Origin of the sequence: Plebeiibacterium sediminum (assembly GCF_026013605.1) — a bacterium.
Taxonomy (GTDB): Bacteria; Bacteroidota; Bacteroidia; order Bacteroidales; family Marinilabiliaceae; genus Saccharicrinis; species Saccharicrinis sediminus.
In genome coordinates this window covers 38798-56134 of record NZ_JAPDPJ010000029.1, presented here as the reverse complement: position 1 = coordinate 56134, position 17337 = coordinate 38798, and the positions used below count along the sequence as shown (strand labels likewise).

Sequence of the window (17337 nt, the reverse complement as noted above, 5' to 3'; positions counted from 1 at the left end):
CTGTATATTTACTTTTATGCAACATGACATTATTATTAGTTGAAACTTGCCTTTGAATACATTTGAACTTATACTATGCATACAGTATAATTTGAATGATAATCCTGCTAAGTTTCCTATAATAATTGAATGAAAGATAAATCCTATGAAAACTCACCAAAGGAATATTACAATTGCATTATTAATCTTTATAGCAGGATTAATCATAACAATTTTAACAACGAATTATTCTAAGAATCTATTAGAAAACCAGAGGGAAAGGGAATTCGAAGTTTTTTGTAATGAGATTTCTTTTGATATAAAAAAACGCATTGACTTTCACGCTCAACTTCTTCAGAATATAAGTTCATTTATAAGTTCTTCTGATACTGTTACAAAAAAAGAATGGGAAAGCTATATTTCTCATAGTAAAATCAAGAATATTTTACCAGGATATCAGGGTATTGGATATAACATTTTAATTCCTAAAAATCAACTCGATGAACATATTGATCATTTTAGTAAGGTATATAAAGATTATAAGGTAAAACCTGCTAACGACAGAGAAGTCTATTCTTCCATCATATATTTAGAACCACAAGATGAATTAAACCAAAAAGCCATTGGCTACGATACTTACCAGGAACCTGTGAGAAGAGAAGCTATGCAAAGAGCCTGCGACCTAAACCAACCTATTTTAACCCATAAATTAATACTGGTACAGGAATCAGATAAAAATCCTCAGTCTGGTGTAATCATGTTTGCTCCTGTTTATAAAAGAGATATGCCGCTTAACAACATAAAAGAAAGACAGGATGCACTTATTGGTTGGGTCAGCAGTCCTTACCGGATGAATGATTTAATGGAAAATATCATTGGGCATTGGAATGTACTTGAAAACAAAAAAGTGTCGTTACACATTTACGATGGAGATGATTTGCTTGATGAACATAAGCTTTTTGATAGTGAACAAGAGAAACCAGTTCATGACAACTCAAAAAAAATAAATAACCTGACTCAAAAACTTGATCTTCACGGCAGACATTGGTCATTGGTTTATGCTCATTCGGATATTAACACTTCTTTTTTAACCAATAAAGTAACCATAATATTCTCAAGCGGACTGATAATAAGCCTTCTTCTATCTCTATTGTTATTAGCTTTGTTAAACACGCAATACAATGCAAAACTCATCGCTATAGAATTAACTAATGATTTACAGCAAAAAAATGCAGAATTAGAATTGGCTAAGATAAAAGCAGAGGAGAGTGATCGTCTTAAGTCCCAGTTTTTAATGAATATGTCTCATGAAATTCGTACTCCGATGAATGGAGTATTAGGTTTTTTAGATTTACTTAAAAATCCGGATTTAAACAGGGATACAAGTAATAATTACATTGATATTATCTCTAAAAGTGGAGAAAGATTATTGGAAACCATTAATGATATCATAGAAATTTCAAGAATTGAATCAGGTGAAGTTGAAGTGCATTATCAGAAAGTAAATTTGAATGAAACAATAAAGTATGTTTACAACTTTTTCCATACTGAAACGAAAGCAAAAGGATTAGATTTTAAAATAGCCCAATTACTTGATGAGTCTAAGGCCATAATAAAAACCGACAAAATAAAACTTGAAGGTATTTTAACTAACCTAATAAAGAATGCCATAAAATTTACTGATGAAGGTTATATATCAATTAGTAATTTTATCAAGAATAAAGATTTAGTTTTCATTATTCAAGATTCGGGATCCGGTATACCATCGGAAAGTATTGAATCCATATTTAACAATTTTGTTCAGGCCAATAAAAACAAAAGAAATAATCATGAAGGTTCAGGTTTGGGACTGTCCATTGTAAAAGCATATATTGCTGCTCTTGATGGCCATATTCAAGTAGAAAGTACTGAAAACAAAGGAACAACATTTACATTTTCTATTCCATATATGCCTGACGATAATTTATAATTTACTTCAAGCTACCTTAAACAAATACATCTTCACGTAAAAAGCTTTATTGTTCCAATCGATAAAGTAAAAAAATGTACTACTTTCGAATCTGTTATTACAATTTTGAATCGTCAGACAACAATTATTACGCAAAAAAACTTATGGACAAGCGAATTGAAAATGAGATAGAGCATGGTAAATTTCTTTCTGAGAACAATGCCGGAGAGATATGGAATTGGGAATCTCCTGCAGGAAAAGTTCGTTGGAAGAGAAGAGTAAAAATGCTTACCAAACATATTAATGCCAATGAAAAAGTGCTTGAACTTGGTTGTGGTACAGGTTATTTTACTCAGGAAATTATTCAAACCAAAGCTCAGGTTGTTGCCATTGATATTTCGCCTGATTTATTAAGTATTGCCCGTAAAAACATTACTGACTCTAACGTGTCTTTTTGTGAAGAGAACGCCTACAAAATGACGTTTGATAACGATTACTTTGATTCGGTAATAGGTAGTTCTGTTTTACACCATTTAGATATTGATAAAGCCATAGCTGAAATTCATCGTGTTTTAAAAGTTGGAGGTGTAGTAGCTTTTACTGAACCTAATATGATGAACCCTCAAATTGCTCTACAAAAAAATATTCCCTGGTTAAAACGAAAGCTTGGAGATTCTCCTGATGAAACAGCTTTTTTTCGATGGCAGATTGTTCGTCTATTGAAAAAGTATAATTTCAGAGAAATAAAAGTAATTCCCTTTGACTTTCTGCATCCGGCCATACCATTGAAACTTGTAAAAACATTTTCTTCAATAGGTAATTTTTGCGAAAAAACGCCGTTAGTAAATGAAATAGCAGGTTCACTTTATATTACAGCAATAAAATAGAAACTTTATTTAAACCAACTATGAAAGCCAACAACTCTAAACTTACTTTTCTTATCAGATTAATATTTACAATAATACTTCTGACTCTTTGCTTTATCTTATTTGATCTTTATACACCAATAAAAGAATTCATTGGTGGAAATGAAATTAGTCTTAAATATCTTATTTCTTCTATTAATATTCTGGATGAATTACCCATTATTATTGGTGCTTCAGTTGCAATTGAAATTGTTAATCAAAGAAGATTACGAAAAGTTAAATCATAAAAAAGATGCTTGTTTTAGAGGATTAAGACTCAAAAATGCGAAGTTCGGGATTTGAAAGCTCTTTACTATTAAACTGATACTTTGTTCATTAAATGCTTTAAAGTACTATTTTAGCACTTCTCCCCTGCATCATGTATATTCATTATGATGTCATATTTACTATTCGTTAAACTCTTTTGGATACTCAACCATTCCATTCACACCTCTAAGTCCATTTTCAACTAATTCAATTACCATACAATTCTCCTTTGGAACTTCAAATGGCAACTCAATTCCGTATTTATCAGCTTGTTCATAACCAAACCTTGGGTAATATTTTTCGTGACCAAGAAGAACGATAGATCTATATCCTAATTCTTTCGCCTTTTTATGTGATTCAATTATCAATTTTCCACCAATTCCTTTTCCTTGAAATTTAGGTAAGACAGAAACAGGAGCTAAAGCTAATGAGTCAAATTCTTTCGTATCGTTTTTGATTTTTAATTTGGTGAGTAAGATATGTCCAACAATTTTTCCACCAATTTCGGCCACTATTGATAGTTCAGGAATAAAAGCATCAGTTTTCCTTAGTCTTTCGACTAAAAACGGTTCACTATTGTCTGAGAATTCTACATCTTTAAATGCTTGTGCAATTACACTAAAGACCTCTTTATGGTCATTTTTAGTTTCTTGTCTTAATATCATTTTTAACGTTCTTCTTATACACCAAAACTAAATAATATACCCCTTCCCTCTATCATTAAAAAATCCTAAAACACTTTATCCATAAAATCTCTTACATAACCATAAGCTTCATCAAACCAAGGATGAAATAGCCAGTACGGATGTGGTGTATTTTCAATGGTATGCACCTCGTAATAAATATTTTTCTTCTTTAATACATCAAACAAAGTATCTCTTCCTGCATGAAAGCGAGGTAAAGCACTATTGATATATAAAGTGGGAAGATTGTATTCATTGATATAATTGATTGCCGAAGCTTCAATCCAAAGTTCTGGTTTTTCTTTATAGGTAGCTCCAAAAAACATAGCCGCCGCAGAAGGTTTATCCGGATTTGAATCTTTTCCACTTTCGTTGGGATCGGTAAAGTCAATTACGCCATCCATATTTATTAAGGCTTGTACTTTTGATGAATTTTCCGGATAAACAGATTCCGGATCATCAAATTTTGCCATGCCTCCGGTAGTAGCCATTAAACTGGCCATGGTTGCACCTGAAGAAGTTCCTAATACTGCAATTTTTGTGGTATCAATACCATATAACTCACTATTGTGCTTTAAAAATCGGATGGCCTCCTTTAAATCGTAAACAGCAGCAGGATAAAGCGCTTCGGCAGATAAACGTTGCTCTACACTGGCTGTTACATAACCATCCATGGCTAGTTTCTGTGCCAAAGGAACCAGATGTGATTTGTCTCCGGATCTCCATCCTCCCCCATGAATCATCATAATTACGGGACGTTTTTGTTTTGCTCCCTTATTAGGAACAAATACATCCATTCTTAAAGTACGATCTTCTCTAACCCTGTAAACCTGATTTGGTAACGACAAAAATTGATCTGAAACAAACTGTTTTACAGGTTCTGCATGAGGAAATTTTTTATGAATTTTTCGATAGGCAGAGTTTACATTAAAAGAGGTGTCTCTTGGAAAATTGTTCTGTCCAAAACCGGTAATAGTAAATAAAAGAAGGACTATAAGAGTGCTGTATTGTTTCATTTCGCTGTAATGTTTATGATAAATAATCAGCTTTACTTATTAAAAGGAGTTCCTCTTTTACAAAACTGAATGGCAACACCCCATGGGTCTTTCATCATAACCAATAAACCTCCATCGGGCAAGTTTACTTCCTCTACAAATGTTGCTCCTGCGTCTTCCAATTTAGCTCTGTCAGCATTTGGATCTTCAGATACAAAGGCCAAATGAACGGTTAACGGATGTGTATTCGGGAAATCAAGCACAGCCCCAGCTGGATTATTATAAATTTCAACCATTCCACCATTGCCATCTGACAAAAAGTGAGCATATGGAGCTTTATCCATAGCCATTGCTATTTTAAACCCTAAATTTTCAACATACCATTGAGCTGATTTTACCGGATCCGGTACATTTAATGCGAAGTGTTCTATTTTCATTATTCGTTATTTTTATTCAATATCAACAAAAATAAAGATTATAGGCTAAAACCTCATATTTCATCGTCAATAATAAAGATTAATTGAAAGACTTTTAAGTAGTTTTTCGGTAACTCAAAATAGCCAGTGAAACCGATACCATGGCGTAAATTCCCATAGATCTGAATTCTGGCCAAAGGTCTGAGAAACCAGCGCCCTTCAATACAACGCTTCTGATTACTTTTACAAAATAGTACAAAGGATTAATCGTATCTATTTTCAATGCCCATTCTGGCATGTTCTCTGTTGGCGTAAAAACACCACTCATTAAAATAAATATGATCATAAAGAAAAAAGTAAGAAACATTACTTGCTGTTGTGTTTCACTCCTGCTGGATAAAACAAGACCCAAACCTAAAATTACCAACAAATACAAAGTGGCAAACGAAAACAACACCAATGGATTTCCATTAAAAGGCACTCCGTATAACACTCTTCCAATTAGTAATCCTATGGCTAGCTCCACCAAACCAATAATCATAAAAGGCATTAATTTACCAATGATAAACTGATATTTTTTTACCGGAGTAACATTAATTTGTTCTGCTGTTCCAATTTCTTTTTCGCGAACCAGGTTTATGGCAGATAAAAACAATCCAATGATAGTAACCAATATAACCAGTATACCAGGAAGCATATAATATTTGTAATTCAACTCCGGATTAAACCAATAGTTTGAATGTATTTTTATTTGTTGCTGCTCAAGTAATAATGAAGGATTGGTATGCCACTCCACCGAAAGTTTCTGAATGATTTCAGATAGATAGCCATACGATAATTGAGCTCGCTGAACATCGATGGCATCATTAATAATTTGTAGAGGTGCAGCATCTGAAGTATGTAGTTTTTTCGAAAAATCATTAGGAATATAAACCAACACATCTGTTTTATTCCTTCTCATTAAATCCAATCCCTTTTCTTTACTGACCTGTAAATCGCCAACCTCAAAAAATAAAGAAGCATCTAAATCCTGAATTAATCTTTGCGATTGAACAGAATGATCATGATCTACAACCGTTACCCGAATATTTTTCATATCAACAGTTGCTGCATTTACCAAAATAATTAACTGCACTACAGGCAATGCAAAAATCATTGGTAACATGGTTTTATTGCGAAAAATCTGCAAAAACTCTTTTTGTAATAAGTATAATATGATGCGCATAACAAACTAAACTTTACCTACTCAACTCTAACCTTAAATTTCTTAATACTTAAACCCACAAACAGAACAATAAATCCCATTAAAATGAGAGTTTCCTTCCACACGTAGGCTATCCCTGCACCTTTAAGCATGATTTTTTTAACTACTATAATAAACCATCTGGGAGGAATAATATTACTTATCATTCTTAAGGGGAATGGCATGTTTTCAATAGGAAAAATAAATCCACTCAATAAGATTGTTGGTAACATAAGAGCAAACATACTCATAAACATAGCTACCATTTGATTTTTAGCTACCGTAGAAATAAATATACCTAGCGACAATGCCAAAATGGTAAAGAGCGTAGCTTCGAATAATAACAGAAACAGGCTTCCTTTTATGGGTACATGAAATACCCAGTAGCCCATGGCCAAAATAGATAAGGTATTAATCAGCGCCATAAAAATATAAGGCGTTACTTTGCCTATAATAATTTGAAAAGGTTTAAGTGGAGAGATTAACAAAACCTCCATGGAACCAAATTCTTTTTCTTTGGTAATGGATATGGATGTCATCATTGCTGAAACCAACATAAGGATCATTGCCATAATTCCAGGGACAGACATATAAACACCATCCAGATTTTCATTGTAAAACATCCGGACTTCTGTATTTATTAATGAGTTACCGTTGGGGATTGTGGCATTATGACTTTGCTGAAAATCGCGCAAAATCATAGATGCATAATTACTTAATATCCGTGCAGTATTGGCATCCGAAGCGTCTGTAATCAATTGTACATTTGCTGTTTTATCGCTATAAAAATGCTTGGCAAAACCAGGTTCAAAAACGATTGTCATTTTAACTCGGTCCCTTTTAAAAGCAGTTTCCAGTTCTTGTTCTGACTTTAAATATTTATCTAAACGAAAATATCCGGATGACAATAATTTTTGTGTGGCTTCCTGGGTTAATTCATCCTTTGACTTATCCAATATAGCAATGGAGGCATTTTTTATTTCTGAAGATATTACAAATCCAAAAATCAATATCTGAACCATTGGCATAGCAACCAGGATCAGCATTGTTCTTGAATCCCTGAAAATATGTAGAAACTCTTTTTTTACAAAGGCTTTAAATCGTTTCATAGTGTTTTTTAGTATTAAATAGCAAAGTGCTTAGAGCAAAGAGCATTGTTTTTAGTTCTCAATCTAAAGTTAACTGAGGACTGCTTAATGTGGACTGCCTACTGCCTACTGAGGACTGAGGACTGAGGACTGAGGACTGAGGACTGTTGACAATTTACTGAGAACTATTAACTGCCGGCCGTGCTAGTTTAATAAACACCTCATTCATATTAAGCGCATTAAACTGCTTTTTTAGGTTTTCGGGCGTATCCAAGGCATCAATTCTACCATCAACCATAATTGAAACCCTGTTGCAGTATTCTGCTTCGTCCATGTAATGTGTAGTCACAAAAACGGTTATTCCTTCTGCCGAGGCTTCATAAATCATTTCCCAAAACTGACGACGAGTAATAGGGTCAACTCCACTTGTTGGTTCATCTAAAAACACAATGGCTGGTTTATGCATAATTGCCACTGTAAACGCCAGTTTCTGTTTCCATCCTAAGGACAAGTCATGAACCATCCTGTTTCTCTCTTCCCATATACCCAACTCCTGTAACAACTCCTGCCCTCTTTCTTTAAACTGTTTTTTACTCATGCTATACACCGCACTAAAAAAACGCATATTCTCCCATATGGTCAGGTCTTCAAATAGCGAAAACTTCTGGCTCATATAACCGATATTCTTCTTTATTGATTCCGGATGCGTATTCACATTAAAACCAGCCACCCATACTTCGCCCGATGTAGGTTTTGACAGCCCACTTAAAATACGCATTGCGGTAGTTTTACCAGCCCCATTGGCCCCTAAAAACCCAAAGATCTCACCTTTATCCACATGGAAACACAGCGATTTATTGGCCTCAAAGTTTCCAAACCTTTTCACCAGTTTGTCCACTTTAATTATGGGCTCCGTACTATTTATTTCATGGCTTTGATTATGCATTAATTTTCTCGTTAAATTGGGTTAACTCAATAAAACAATCTTCAATATCAGGATCAATATCCCTGACTTGTACATTTAAATGACCCCGATCTTTTAAAAATATAATTACTTCCTCATCATTAAAAAGCTGCTCTTTACTTACCCAATGAAGAAATTCTCCGAAAGGATAAACATTATGTGTGCTTTTATAGGTTCGTAAATCCAGTAAAGCCTTATAAATATTGCTTGTTTTAACTCCTCGTATTGGATATTGAAACTGCTGAACAATATGAGCCGGTTTATCACAGGCATGAATTTCACCCCCCTGCATTAATGCCACCCTATCGCATAATTGAGCCTCATCCATATAAGGTGTAGATACAATAATTGTAATTCCTTTTTCTTTTAAAGATTGTAACATTTCCCAAAACTCTGCTCTGGATACTGCATCAACTCCGGTAGTGGGTTCATCCAAAACCAATAACTTCGGTTTATGTATCAACGCACAAGAAAGTGCCAGTTTTTGCTTCATTCCACCACTTAATTTCCCTGCTCTGCGATTTTTAAATGGTTCTATTTGCTGATATATATCTTTTATCAGATAATAATTTTCCTCAACAGTTGTTCCAAATACAGTGGCAAAAAACTCCAGGTTCTCTTCAATAGTTAAGTCGGTGTACAGCGAAAATTTACCCGGCATATAACCAATTATATACCTTACCTTCTTATAGTCTTTTACCGGATCTAAGTCCCAAAGTCTGATAGTACCTTCATCAGGAATCATCAAAGAGTTAACCATTCTAAGCAATGTGGATTTTCCTGCACCATCCGGACCTAGCAAACCAAATAACTCACCCTCCTCAATCTGAATGCTTACATCCTTAACTGCCTGAATATCTTCAAAGGATTTTGATATGTTCTTAATACTTATCATAGTTAAAACTTAACTTCACCCGGCATTCCTATTTTTAATCGGCCATCGTTTTTAACAAGCACCTTGATTGCGTAAACCAAATCCACTCGTTCCTCTTTTGTCTGAATAATTTTAGGTGTAAATTCTGCTGATGAAGAAATCCAGGAAACTGTACCTTTTACCGATTGATTATCATCCGCATTTTTATCAAAAACCACATTAACTTCCTGACCTAATTTAACTGAGGGAAGTTGACTGCCTGAAATATAAGCTCGTAGAAACAATGTATTAATATTGGCCATTTTAATGATTGGTTTACCAGTTGCCACCAACTCACCCTGTTCGGCAATTTTTTGCAATACAACACCATCCGACGGTGCCTTTACCCTACAACGAGATAGTTGATCATCAATCTCTGCCAACTGAGCATCAATAACTTCAATTTCTGAATAAACACTTTTCAGACTTGCATCCTGACCTTTTAATTGTCGTTTTAATACATCTAACTGTCCGCTTACATCATCAATCTGTTTTTGAGTAGCAGCCTTATCTGCAAACATTTTCTGAATACGGTCAAAGTCCTGATCAACAATTTTTTTCTGAGCAAGTAAAACCTCCTTTGAAACTCTAACCTGTTCAGCCTTACTTAAAGCAACCGATCGCTGAGCCAATAATTGGTTACGTTTTAAATGATATGGAATGGTGTCAATTAAACAAATTACCTCATCCTTTTTTAATGTTTCACCCTCCTCAATAGCAAGATGAACCATCTTTCCAGGAACTTCGGCACTAATAAAAACTTCTGTTGCTTCAAAATTTCCATAGGCATCAGATTCTTCATCACTGAAACTACAACTGATAATCAACAATCCTGATATCAGAGATAAAATTACGCTACGATACATATTTTTATTATTTTATTTCTTAGTATTAACTGAAGATCCCTTAAGATCAACTAATTCTATTTGAGACTTCACCAATTCTAACTGATGAAGTTTTTTAGACAACAAGGCTATGCTCTCCATATTCAAATCATTTAAATAATCAGATGCGGTAATCGTTCCGTTATTTAACTGACTTGTTGATGATGCTGTGATTCGTTTACGCAACTGAATAATTTCATCATCCTGATCCATTATCTTTTGCATCTGATTAATCTTACTATTCACATCTCTGCTAGCCATATCAATATTCATATCAAAAACAGATTGCTGTAAATCAATACGATTACTTTGAATCTGGAAATACTGTTTAATTCGGCTGGTTTGTTTCCAGTCCCAGATATTCCATTTCAACTTAATGCCAATGATATAAAAAGGGGCCAATTGATCTTTAAGCATATTAAAGCCTGGATTTCCATATCCGAACTGGCCAAAACCTGCCACATAAGGCAAACGTTCCTTTACATTCATTTTTTGCATTACAGATATTTGCTGTCTTTGGTCGTTGAAATATTTATACTCAGGTCGAATAAAAATCTGTTGTTGAGATAATCCTGTTGGTTCTACAAAATCTGTATTTTCCGAAATAACCTTTCCGGTTAATGTTTCCATTATCTTTAAAGCAGCCTTTTTTCCTTCAGATAATCTGATTAGCTCCTGTTTAATGGTTAACACTTCCACTTTTAAATAATCTGCCTGCGAAGCCAGAATCATTCCATTTGCAACCGCACTTTCTATTTCCTGAAGACGTTTTTCAATTGTGGTTGATTTATATTCTATCAGCTTGATCTGTTCATCAATAGTGAGTATTAAGAAATACGTTTGAATAACCTTTGAACGTATTTTATACAACTCAACTTCCAAACTGCTTTTTTGAGCATCGGTATTTACCTGCTCCACCTCTTTAGCCACCTTGGTTCTTCCGGCATCAAAAATAACCTGTTGTATATCAACCGAAGCTTTATACTGATCTTTAGGGCCCTGAGGAACTGCAAATGGAAGATTGGAAGATTCAATATGTGGCACATCATTCTGATGTGAAGCTTGTGCATTTAAATCGAGCTGTGGATAATAGTTTGCGTTTAGATTCTTCAGTCGCAAGTCCAACTGGTCCTCTATATGCTTAAAATTACCGTATAAAGGATAATTTTCTCTGGCAGATTGCATACATTCTTCGAGCGACATTGTAGACTGTGCTCCAATACCTGTATACCAGAGCATTAAAAATGCAATCGTGATCAAATAAATTTTATGCTGTACCATTTGATTTAATTGTTTGCAATAATTAATGGTTTTAAAAATTCGTAGATAGACTTTTTCCTTTCTTGTAAAAATGATTCACACGATTCTTTATCACCTTGAAAAATCATTCTTTCAATCAATGATTTGCCGGCAAATGGGAAAATACAAAGTGAGATAACATTCACCAGCAATTCTTTGGGATCCATTGCTTTTAACTTCCCCAAATCCATTTGTTCTTTAAGGTATTCTACTATGAGATGTGGATTTACACCTCCTTCTCTAATCAGAGATTCTAATCGATCCGGAGTTCTGTTTACTTCCGATAATATAAAAATCGGCAAGAACGGTTTATCCATAAACAAATCAACATAACTACTAATGGCTCTTTTTAAGAAATCCTCAACATTGGCTGATTCATTAATCGACTTGGTTATTTCAGGCCAAAATTCATTAAAGGCAGCTTTAAATACACTCTCGAACAACTTATCTTTTGAGCGAAAATAATAATGCAGCATGGCCTTATTTATATTAGCTCTATCTGCAATCTCCTGCATCCGGGCTCCATCTAATCCTTTTTCTGTAAACACCTTACGAGCGGCTTCCAATATTAATTTTTCAGTATCTGATTTGATTTCCATAATTAACTAATTAGATTAACCATTTGGTTAATTTCGGTACAAATATAAATTAACCATATAATTTAACCAAATGGTTAATTCTTTTTTTATAAAAAATACAACCTACTTCTAAATATTTCGTAAATTATTCAGTTAGTATGGTATGATAGAATTTTAATGAGGGGAAAACTTACTTTATTAGTACTTATTGTTGCATTAAACATATTTGCAAAAAATAATCCTGTTCTTAATTTCAAATATTTTGACAAGAAAAATGGGCTTATCAGTGCATATATTAATGATATAGAAGAAGATTCAAAGGGGTTTATCTGGATTAGTTCTAAAGGAGGTTTAAATCGACTTATTGGTGAAAAAATTGTTTCTTACTACTACAACTTAAACGATTCCACAACAATTCCGGGCAGTAATATTCTATGCTTATACAATGATTCCAAAGATCAACTTTGGGTGTCAGGATATGAAGGTATTTCTATTTATAATGAAAAGCTTGATAATTTTATCAGGATGGCATCTCCCAAATATCCTAATGGTTTAAAAGAATTTAATGTTGTAAAGTTTATTGAAGATGCAAATCAGAAATTATATGTTGCATCATTAAAACGGGTATATTTATATATTCCAGAAAAGAAATCATTTATTGAAGTTGCGCATGTACCCAATGGTAATATTCAGGATTTCATTATAACCAATGATCAACAAATATGGATTGGAACCGATGATTATCCCGGGTTATATGTATATAATTTAAATAGTCCCGAACAGCGGTTGGATAACCATAATATTTTCCATCAAAATTTTAATTTCATCACATCAATTACCTTTAAAAATAATATTGTTTATTGGGGTACACGTCAAGATGGAGTATATAGTTATAATCCCAAAAACCACCAATTAAAGCATTTCTTAAATGATGTTCCGGATTCCAATAACATTGTATTTATTGGTACAGATAATACAAATCAAATTTGGACTTGTGATTACACCGGAATCAAGCTTTTTGATGAAACAAAAGGAACTTTTTATGGCTACTACCCTGACAGAAGTAATACCTCGATTAAAGAAAATGCTAAAAGAATTTTTCAGGATAGTCAAGGGAACTATTGGGTACTGCATCATCCAGGAGGTGTTGGCTTAAGCATAAAACAAAAGGGCTTTCTGAATATCAATAACCTTCCTAAAGAAACCATGTACACAACAAGTAGAGATTGTGCCAACTTTATAAAAGATGATGATGGTAATTTATGGATAGGAAGTTTTGGGGGCACCATTGATATTTTTGATAAAAATCAAAACATCATACACAGATTTAACGCTGGAGCCAGAGGCCTTTCAAAAGGCAGTATATTACATCTTGGTAAATCAAAAAACAATACTATTCTTGTAGCCATTTACAACGCAGGTCTATTTGAGTACAATAAAGCAAAAAATGTATTTGAAAAATACAATCCAAATACAAAAAAAACATTTTCTAATCAGGATATCAGATCATCTGTTATTGATGATAATAAATTTTGGATAGCAACACATGGTAAAGGAATTGACTGCTTAAAAAATGGAAAAATTATAAACTACAACAGCCTAAACAGCAACCTTACCAACGATTGGACCAATCAGTTATTAATTAGTAGCAAGGGTGATTTATGGGTAGCTACTTCATGGGGAATAAGCATATTAAAAAAAGGAGAAGTTGACTTTCAACGAATTTATAGTTCCAATGAATTTAATAATGGTTTAACCAATAATCATATTGTTTGCCTTTTTGAAGACAGAAGAAATAATATATGGGTGGGTACTGAAAGAGGTTTGTGCAAATATAATGAGGATACTCAAAATTTTACCAGTTTCTTTCCTAACGAAAACATATGTGCTATTGCTGATGATAACTATGGAAATATCTGGTTTACGACAACATCAAATCTAATTCAATTAAATCCAATTACCAATGAATCATTAGTATTTGATGATTTAGATGGAATTAAAGTTACTGAATTTATTCCCAAATCAACTTTTTGTGATATAGCAACTAACACGATCTACTTTGGAGGAGTTGATGGTGGCATTATTTTTAATCCGGATCATTTACTGCATAACATCACACCTCCGGAAATAGAATTTACAAGCTTAAAACTATTTAACAAGGAAGTAAATTATATAGATAATCCTGAAATTATTTCACAATCAATATATAATACAAAAGAAATAAGCCTTAAGTATTATCAAAATGTTTTCACTGTAAGTTTTGAATCTAATAATTTTATTAATCAGGATAAAAATCTATTTTCTTATAAACTTGAAGGTTTTGACAAAGAGTGGATATTAAATGGATCGAAAAAAGAAGTAACATATACTAACATCGCTCCCGGCAAATACACATTTAAAGTAAAAAGCTGCAATAACGATGGCGTATGGAATAATAAACCTAAGGAATTAATAATAAATATTATTCCTCCCTGGTACAAGCGTGCGGTAACCCATTACGTAGTTGTTCTAATTTTAGTTGTTTTGATTTTTATATTAGTGAAAATAAGAACCCGACACTTAGAAATACAACAACATATATTACAAAGACAAGTTAACGACAAAACAAAAGAGTTAGTTGAGAGCAACAATGAATTACAAACACAGGCTGAATATTTGCTTGAACTAAACGAAAAACTAGAGGAACGACAGACAAAGATTGAACGCCAATCTGCTATTTTAAAATCACAGGCTCAAAATTTAAGTAAAGCCAATAAAGAACTTAAAGTTTTAAATGAAACGAAGGATCGTTTGTTTTCAATTATATCACACGATTTAATTAGTCCTTTTAACTCAATTCTTGGACTAACAGAGTTACTAAAAGATGATAGTGCTGAAATAAATCCTAAAGAACAAAAATTGTTAGCTCATAAAATTAATTCTTCAGCACAAAGAGTTTTTAACTTGCTTCAGAACCTGTTAATCTGGTCTAAAACCCAAAGTGATGCTGTGATTTTCAATCCGAAACCAATTATTCTTTACCGTGTAATTTCAGATGCAATTGCATTATAACACGAAATAATTTTAGATAAAAATATTACTTACAATATAGAAGTAAAAAATGCACTACTTGTAAAAGCTGATGCTGATATGCTGGCCACTATTTTCCGAAATATCATTAGCAACGCCATTAAATTTTCACCGATTGGAGGTTGTATAGTTATAAGCGCAACCGAAAATAATAATTTGGTTCAAATAGCTATTAAAGATAATGGCATGGGAATGCCTGATGAAATTGCAAAAGAAATATTTTACGAGGGTAAAAACATTACCAGAGAGGGTACTGCAGGCGAAAAAGGTTCTGGTTTAGGTTTGCAAATTTGTAAAGAATTTGTCCACAAAAACGGAGGACAAATATGGACCGAAAGCGAAGTAAATAAAGGAACTACCTTTTATTTCACTTTGCCATCAGTCCAATAGTTTTTATTGTTGGATAAAAAATTTCAATTTAAATTAGACCCGTAATTTGAATCACAGAATCCGGGTTAACATCTTCCTCTGGCACAAGGACTATTGGTTACAAACACTCCTAGTGCTATTCCCCAAAATACATTATTTAAAGCCTCTTCATTCCAAAGAACACCTGCATCTCTTGAGTCGGAGAAATAAAATACAGCAAACCCAATTAAGGCACCCAGCAAACTATAAATTAAAGTTTTAACAAAATGCTTAGATGCAAAAGTCCGCTGAAACCAACTTTTATCCTGCTCTAACTCCAGCTGTTTAAATTTAAATGTTCTCATTTGTAATTTTATTTAATGAAGCAAATCCGTTGTATCCTAAAGGGGCTTATATCCTAATGAAGAAATCAATTCTTTAGCTTTATCCACATCAATATTATCTCCTTCCAACACTACTGATTTTTCAGCTAAATTAACTTCAGCCTTATCAATAAAACTTAATTTCTCAAGATTTGTTTCAACGTTGGCTTTACAATGATTACATGTCATGCCATCTACTTTGATTGTTTCTGTTTTCATCATTCTGTAATTTATTGTTGTTTCGTTAGATTTTTTCGTTTTTATAAATCGTTGCACATAGCCATTTACAATTAATAATGCCAATAAAATGCCTGAAGCAATTTGCCACCAGCTAATGCCGTTATTATGTTGATGATGCAAATGTTCGTTAGCTATCTGCGTAAACCAATTAATCGGTAAAGCATAATCTATAATTGAACCAAACAGCAAGGCTCCACCTATAATAGTTCCTAAATATGTAAACAAACTTTTTTTTCCTAACACCTTACCTATCATAGTAATGGTTGCTGCATTGGTAGCCGGGCCAGCCATTAATAATACAAAGGCAGCACCTGGGCTAATCCCTTTCAAAATTAAAATTGCAGCTAAAGGAATTGTTCCGGTAGCACAGATATATAATGGAATAGAAACAACTAAAATCATCAGCATTTGCATTAAAGGCGATAAATTTAGAAGCTCGAAGAAATCATTGGGAACCAAAGCCGAAATTATTGCAGCCAGCACTAATCCTACAACCAGCCATTTTGATATATCCTGAATAAACTCAACAAAACCATAATTGAAAACATCAAATATCTTCTGTTTAAAACTTTTCGTTTCATCTTTAGCCACCTCATTAGTTACTTCAACAGGTTCTGAAGCAGTAATTTTACTGGTAATAACACCTCCTGTTATTCCTGTAATTAAAGCCGCTAATGGTCTGATAATAGCAAAAGGTAAGCCTAATAAAGAAAATGTAGCCAGAATGGAATCAACTCCGGTTTGCGGTGTAGAAATCAAAAAGGAAACAGTACCTCCTTTTGACGCTCCATTTCTGTACAATGCAGTTCCGGTTGGTATTACACCACAAGAACATAAAGGAAGCGGCACACCAAATAATGCAGCAGATACAGAAGATTTGAATGAATTTCTGCTAAAATAACGCTCAATCTGATTACGAGGCATAAAAGCATAGAGCAAACCGGCAAAAAAGAATCCTAACAACAAATAAGGAGACATCTCTCCTAATATTGTTACAAAATCTGTAAAAAACGAACCTATAAAATATTTAATTTCCATCACTATTGTATTTACTATACAAATTTGGAAAGATTACATTAGATAGGTGTTACATCATTATTGAAAAAAGTTATAACATTTTGGAATTACAGTAATT

The 17337-nt window shown here is 33.3% G+C and carries 17 protein-coding genes; 5 read left to right on the top strand and 12 right to left on the bottom strand.

Annotated features, from left to right (window positions below):
• Positions 1-145 precede the first annotated feature (145 nt).
• From OM075_RS13260 to OM075_RS13250, 3 genes are all read left to right on the top strand, one after another.
• Positions 146-1948 carry a sensor histidine kinase gene (locus OM075_RS13260; RefSeq protein WP_301191007.1) on the top strand — a complete coding sequence of 601 codons (1803 nt, stop codon included), beginning with the start codon at positions 146-148 and terminating at the stop codon, positions 1946-1948.
• Between the two features lie 143 nt (positions 1949-2091).
• Positions 2092-2814, top strand: a complete 723-nt coding sequence (locus OM075_RS13255; protein WP_301191006.1) for a class I SAM-dependent methyltransferase — start codon at positions 2092-2094, stop codon at positions 2812-2814.
• Positions 2815-2834: 20 nt separating this feature from the next.
• A complete protein-coding gene (locus OM075_RS13250) occupies positions 2835-3080 on the top strand; it encodes a hypothetical protein (RefSeq protein ID WP_301191005.1) in 246 nt (81 codons plus the stop codon).
• A gap of 159 nt (positions 3081-3239) precedes the next feature.
• On the opposite strand, the gene OM075_RS13245 is transcribed toward OM075_RS13250, so the two are convergent.
• The 10 genes from OM075_RS13245 to OM075_RS13200 all read right to left on the bottom strand — a co-directional run bounded on the left by OM075_RS13245 (position 3240) and on the right by OM075_RS13200 (position 12183).
• Positions 3240-3764 carry a GNAT family N-acetyltransferase gene (locus OM075_RS13245; RefSeq protein WP_301191004.1) on the bottom strand — a complete coding sequence of 175 codons (525 nt, stop codon included), beginning with the start codon at positions 3762-3764 and terminating at the stop codon, positions 3240-3242.
• Between the two features lie 65 nt (positions 3765-3829).
• Complete coding sequence (locus tag OM075_RS13240) at positions 3830-4798, bottom strand: alpha/beta hydrolase (protein ID WP_301191003.1); 969 nt, start codon at positions 4796-4798, stop codon at positions 3830-3832.
• 32 nt (positions 4799-4830) lie between these two features.
• On the bottom strand, positions 4831-5214 hold the full coding sequence (locus tag OM075_RS13235; RefSeq protein ID WP_301191002.1) for a VOC family protein: 384 nt from the start codon (positions 5212-5214) through the stop codon (positions 4831-4833).
• Between the two features lie 94 nt (positions 5215-5308).
• Positions 5309-6418 (bottom strand): ABC transporter permease, encoded by a 1110-nt coding sequence (locus OM075_RS13230; RefSeq protein WP_301191001.1) that lies wholly within the window; start codon positions 6416-6418, stop codon positions 5309-5311.
• A 17-nt stretch (positions 6419-6435) separates the two neighbouring features.
• Positions 6436-7545: an ABC transporter permease gene (locus tag OM075_RS13225; protein ID WP_301191000.1), complete on the bottom strand. Its 1110-nt coding sequence runs from the start codon at positions 7543-7545 to the stop codon at positions 6436-6438.
• Between the two features lie 154 nt (positions 7546-7699).
• On the bottom strand, positions 7700-8470 hold the full coding sequence (locus OM075_RS13220; protein WP_301190999.1) for an ABC transporter ATP-binding protein: 771 nt from the start codon (positions 8468-8470) through the stop codon (positions 7700-7702).
• Entirely contained in the window at positions 8463-9383 is a 921-nt protein-coding gene (locus OM075_RS13215; RefSeq protein ID WP_301190998.1) for an ABC transporter ATP-binding protein, read from the bottom strand. Before OM075_RS13215 ends, OM075_RS13220 begins: the two co-directional genes overlap by 8 nt.
• 2 nt (positions 9384-9385) lie before the next feature.
• Positions 9386-10267, bottom strand: a complete 882-nt coding sequence (locus OM075_RS13210; RefSeq protein WP_301190997.1) for an HlyD family secretion protein — start codon at positions 10265-10267, stop codon at positions 9386-9388.
• Between the two features lie 12 nt (positions 10268-10279).
• Positions 10280-11566, bottom strand: coding sequence for a TolC family protein (locus tag OM075_RS13205; RefSeq protein WP_301190996.1), 1287 nt, complete (start codon positions 11564-11566; stop codon positions 10280-10282).
• Positions 11567-11571: 5 nt separating this feature from the next.
• Entirely contained in the window at positions 11572-12183 is a 612-nt protein-coding gene (locus OM075_RS13200; protein ID WP_301190995.1) for a TetR/AcrR family transcriptional regulator, read from the bottom strand.
• A 156-nt stretch (positions 12184-12339) separates the two neighbouring features.
• Here OM075_RS13200 and OM075_RS13195 point away from each other — a divergent pair, with 156 nt between their 5' ends.
• Positions 12340-15213, top strand: a complete 2874-nt coding sequence (locus tag OM075_RS13195) for a ligand-binding sensor domain-containing protein (protein WP_301190994.1) — start codon at positions 12340-12342, stop codon at positions 15211-15213.
• A 78-nt stretch (positions 15214-15291) separates the two neighbouring features.
• A complete protein-coding gene (locus OM075_RS13190) occupies positions 15292-15621 on the top strand; it encodes a sensor histidine kinase (protein ID WP_301190993.1) in 330 nt (109 codons plus the stop codon).
• Positions 15622-15686: 65 nt separating this feature from the next.
• Here OM075_RS13190 and OM075_RS13185 read toward each other — a convergent pair whose 3' ends face one another.
• Together OM075_RS13185 and OM075_RS13180 are read right to left on the bottom strand one after the other, a co-directional pair.
• On the bottom strand, positions 15687-15944 hold the full coding sequence (locus OM075_RS13185) for a hypothetical protein (RefSeq protein ID WP_301190992.1): 258 nt from the start codon (positions 15942-15944) through the stop codon (positions 15687-15689).
• Positions 15945-15980: 36 nt separating this feature from the next.
• Entirely contained in the window at positions 15981-17240 is a 1260-nt protein-coding gene (locus OM075_RS13180) for a permease (RefSeq protein WP_301190991.1), read from the bottom strand.
• Between the last annotated feature and the right edge of the window lie 97 nt (positions 17241-17337).

Coding starts and splice junctions, on each gene's coding strand:
- OM075_RS13260 (WP_301191007.1), top strand. CDS start 146: ATGAAAACTCACCAAAGGAATATTACAATTGCATTATTAATCTTTATA.
- OM075_RS13255 (WP_301191006.1), top strand. CDS start 2,092: ATGGACAAGCGAATTGAAAATGAGATAGAGCATGGTAAATTTCTTTCT.
- OM075_RS13225 (WP_301191000.1), bottom strand. CDS start 7,545: ATGAAACGATTTAAAGCCTTTGTAAAAAAAGAGTTTCTACATATTTTC.
- OM075_RS13230 (WP_301191001.1), bottom strand. CDS start 6,418: ATGCGCATCATATTATACTTATTACAAAAAGAGTTTTTGCAGATTTTT.
- OM075_RS13245 (WP_301191004.1), bottom strand. CDS start 3,764: ATGATATTAAGACAAGAAACTAAAAATGACCATAAAGAGGTCTTTAGT.
- OM075_RS13195 (WP_301190994.1), top strand. CDS start 12,340: ATGAGGGGAAAACTTACTTTATTAGTACTTATTGTTGCATTAAACATA.
- OM075_RS13240 (WP_301191003.1), bottom strand. CDS start 4,798: ATGAAACAATACAGCACTCTTATAGTCCTTCTTTTATTTACTATTACC.
- OM075_RS13250 (WP_301191005.1), top strand. CDS start 2,835: ATGAAAGCCAACAACTCTAAACTTACTTTTCTTATCAGATTAATATTT.
- OM075_RS13190 (WP_301190993.1), top strand. CDS start 15,292: ATGCTGGCCACTATTTTCCGAAATATCATTAGCAACGCCATTAAATTT.
- OM075_RS13210 (WP_301190997.1), bottom strand. CDS start 10,267: ATGTATCGTAGCGTAATTTTATCTCTGATATCAGGATTGTTGATTATC.
- OM075_RS13235 (WP_301191002.1), bottom strand. CDS start 5,214: ATGAAAATAGAACACTTCGCATTAAATGTACCGGATCCGGTAAAATCA.
- OM075_RS13200 (WP_301190995.1), bottom strand. CDS start 12,183: ATGGAAATCAAATCAGATACTGAAAAATTAATATTGGAAGCCGCTCGT.
- OM075_RS13180 (WP_301190991.1), bottom strand. CDS start 17,240: ATGGAAATTAAATATTTTATAGGTTCGTTTTTTACAGATTTTGTAACA.
- OM075_RS13220 (WP_301190999.1), bottom strand. CDS start 8,470: ATGCATAATCAAAGCCATGAAATAAATAGTACGGAGCCCATAATTAAA.
- OM075_RS13185 (WP_301190992.1), bottom strand. CDS start 15,944: ATGAGAACATTTAAATTTAAACAGCTGGAGTTAGAGCAGGATAAAAGT.
- OM075_RS13205 (WP_301190996.1), bottom strand. CDS start 11,566: ATGGTACAGCATAAAATTTATTTGATCACGATTGCATTTTTAATGCTC.
- OM075_RS13215 (WP_301190998.1), bottom strand. CDS start 9,383: ATGATAAGTATTAAGAACATATCAAAATCCTTTGAAGATATTCAGGCA.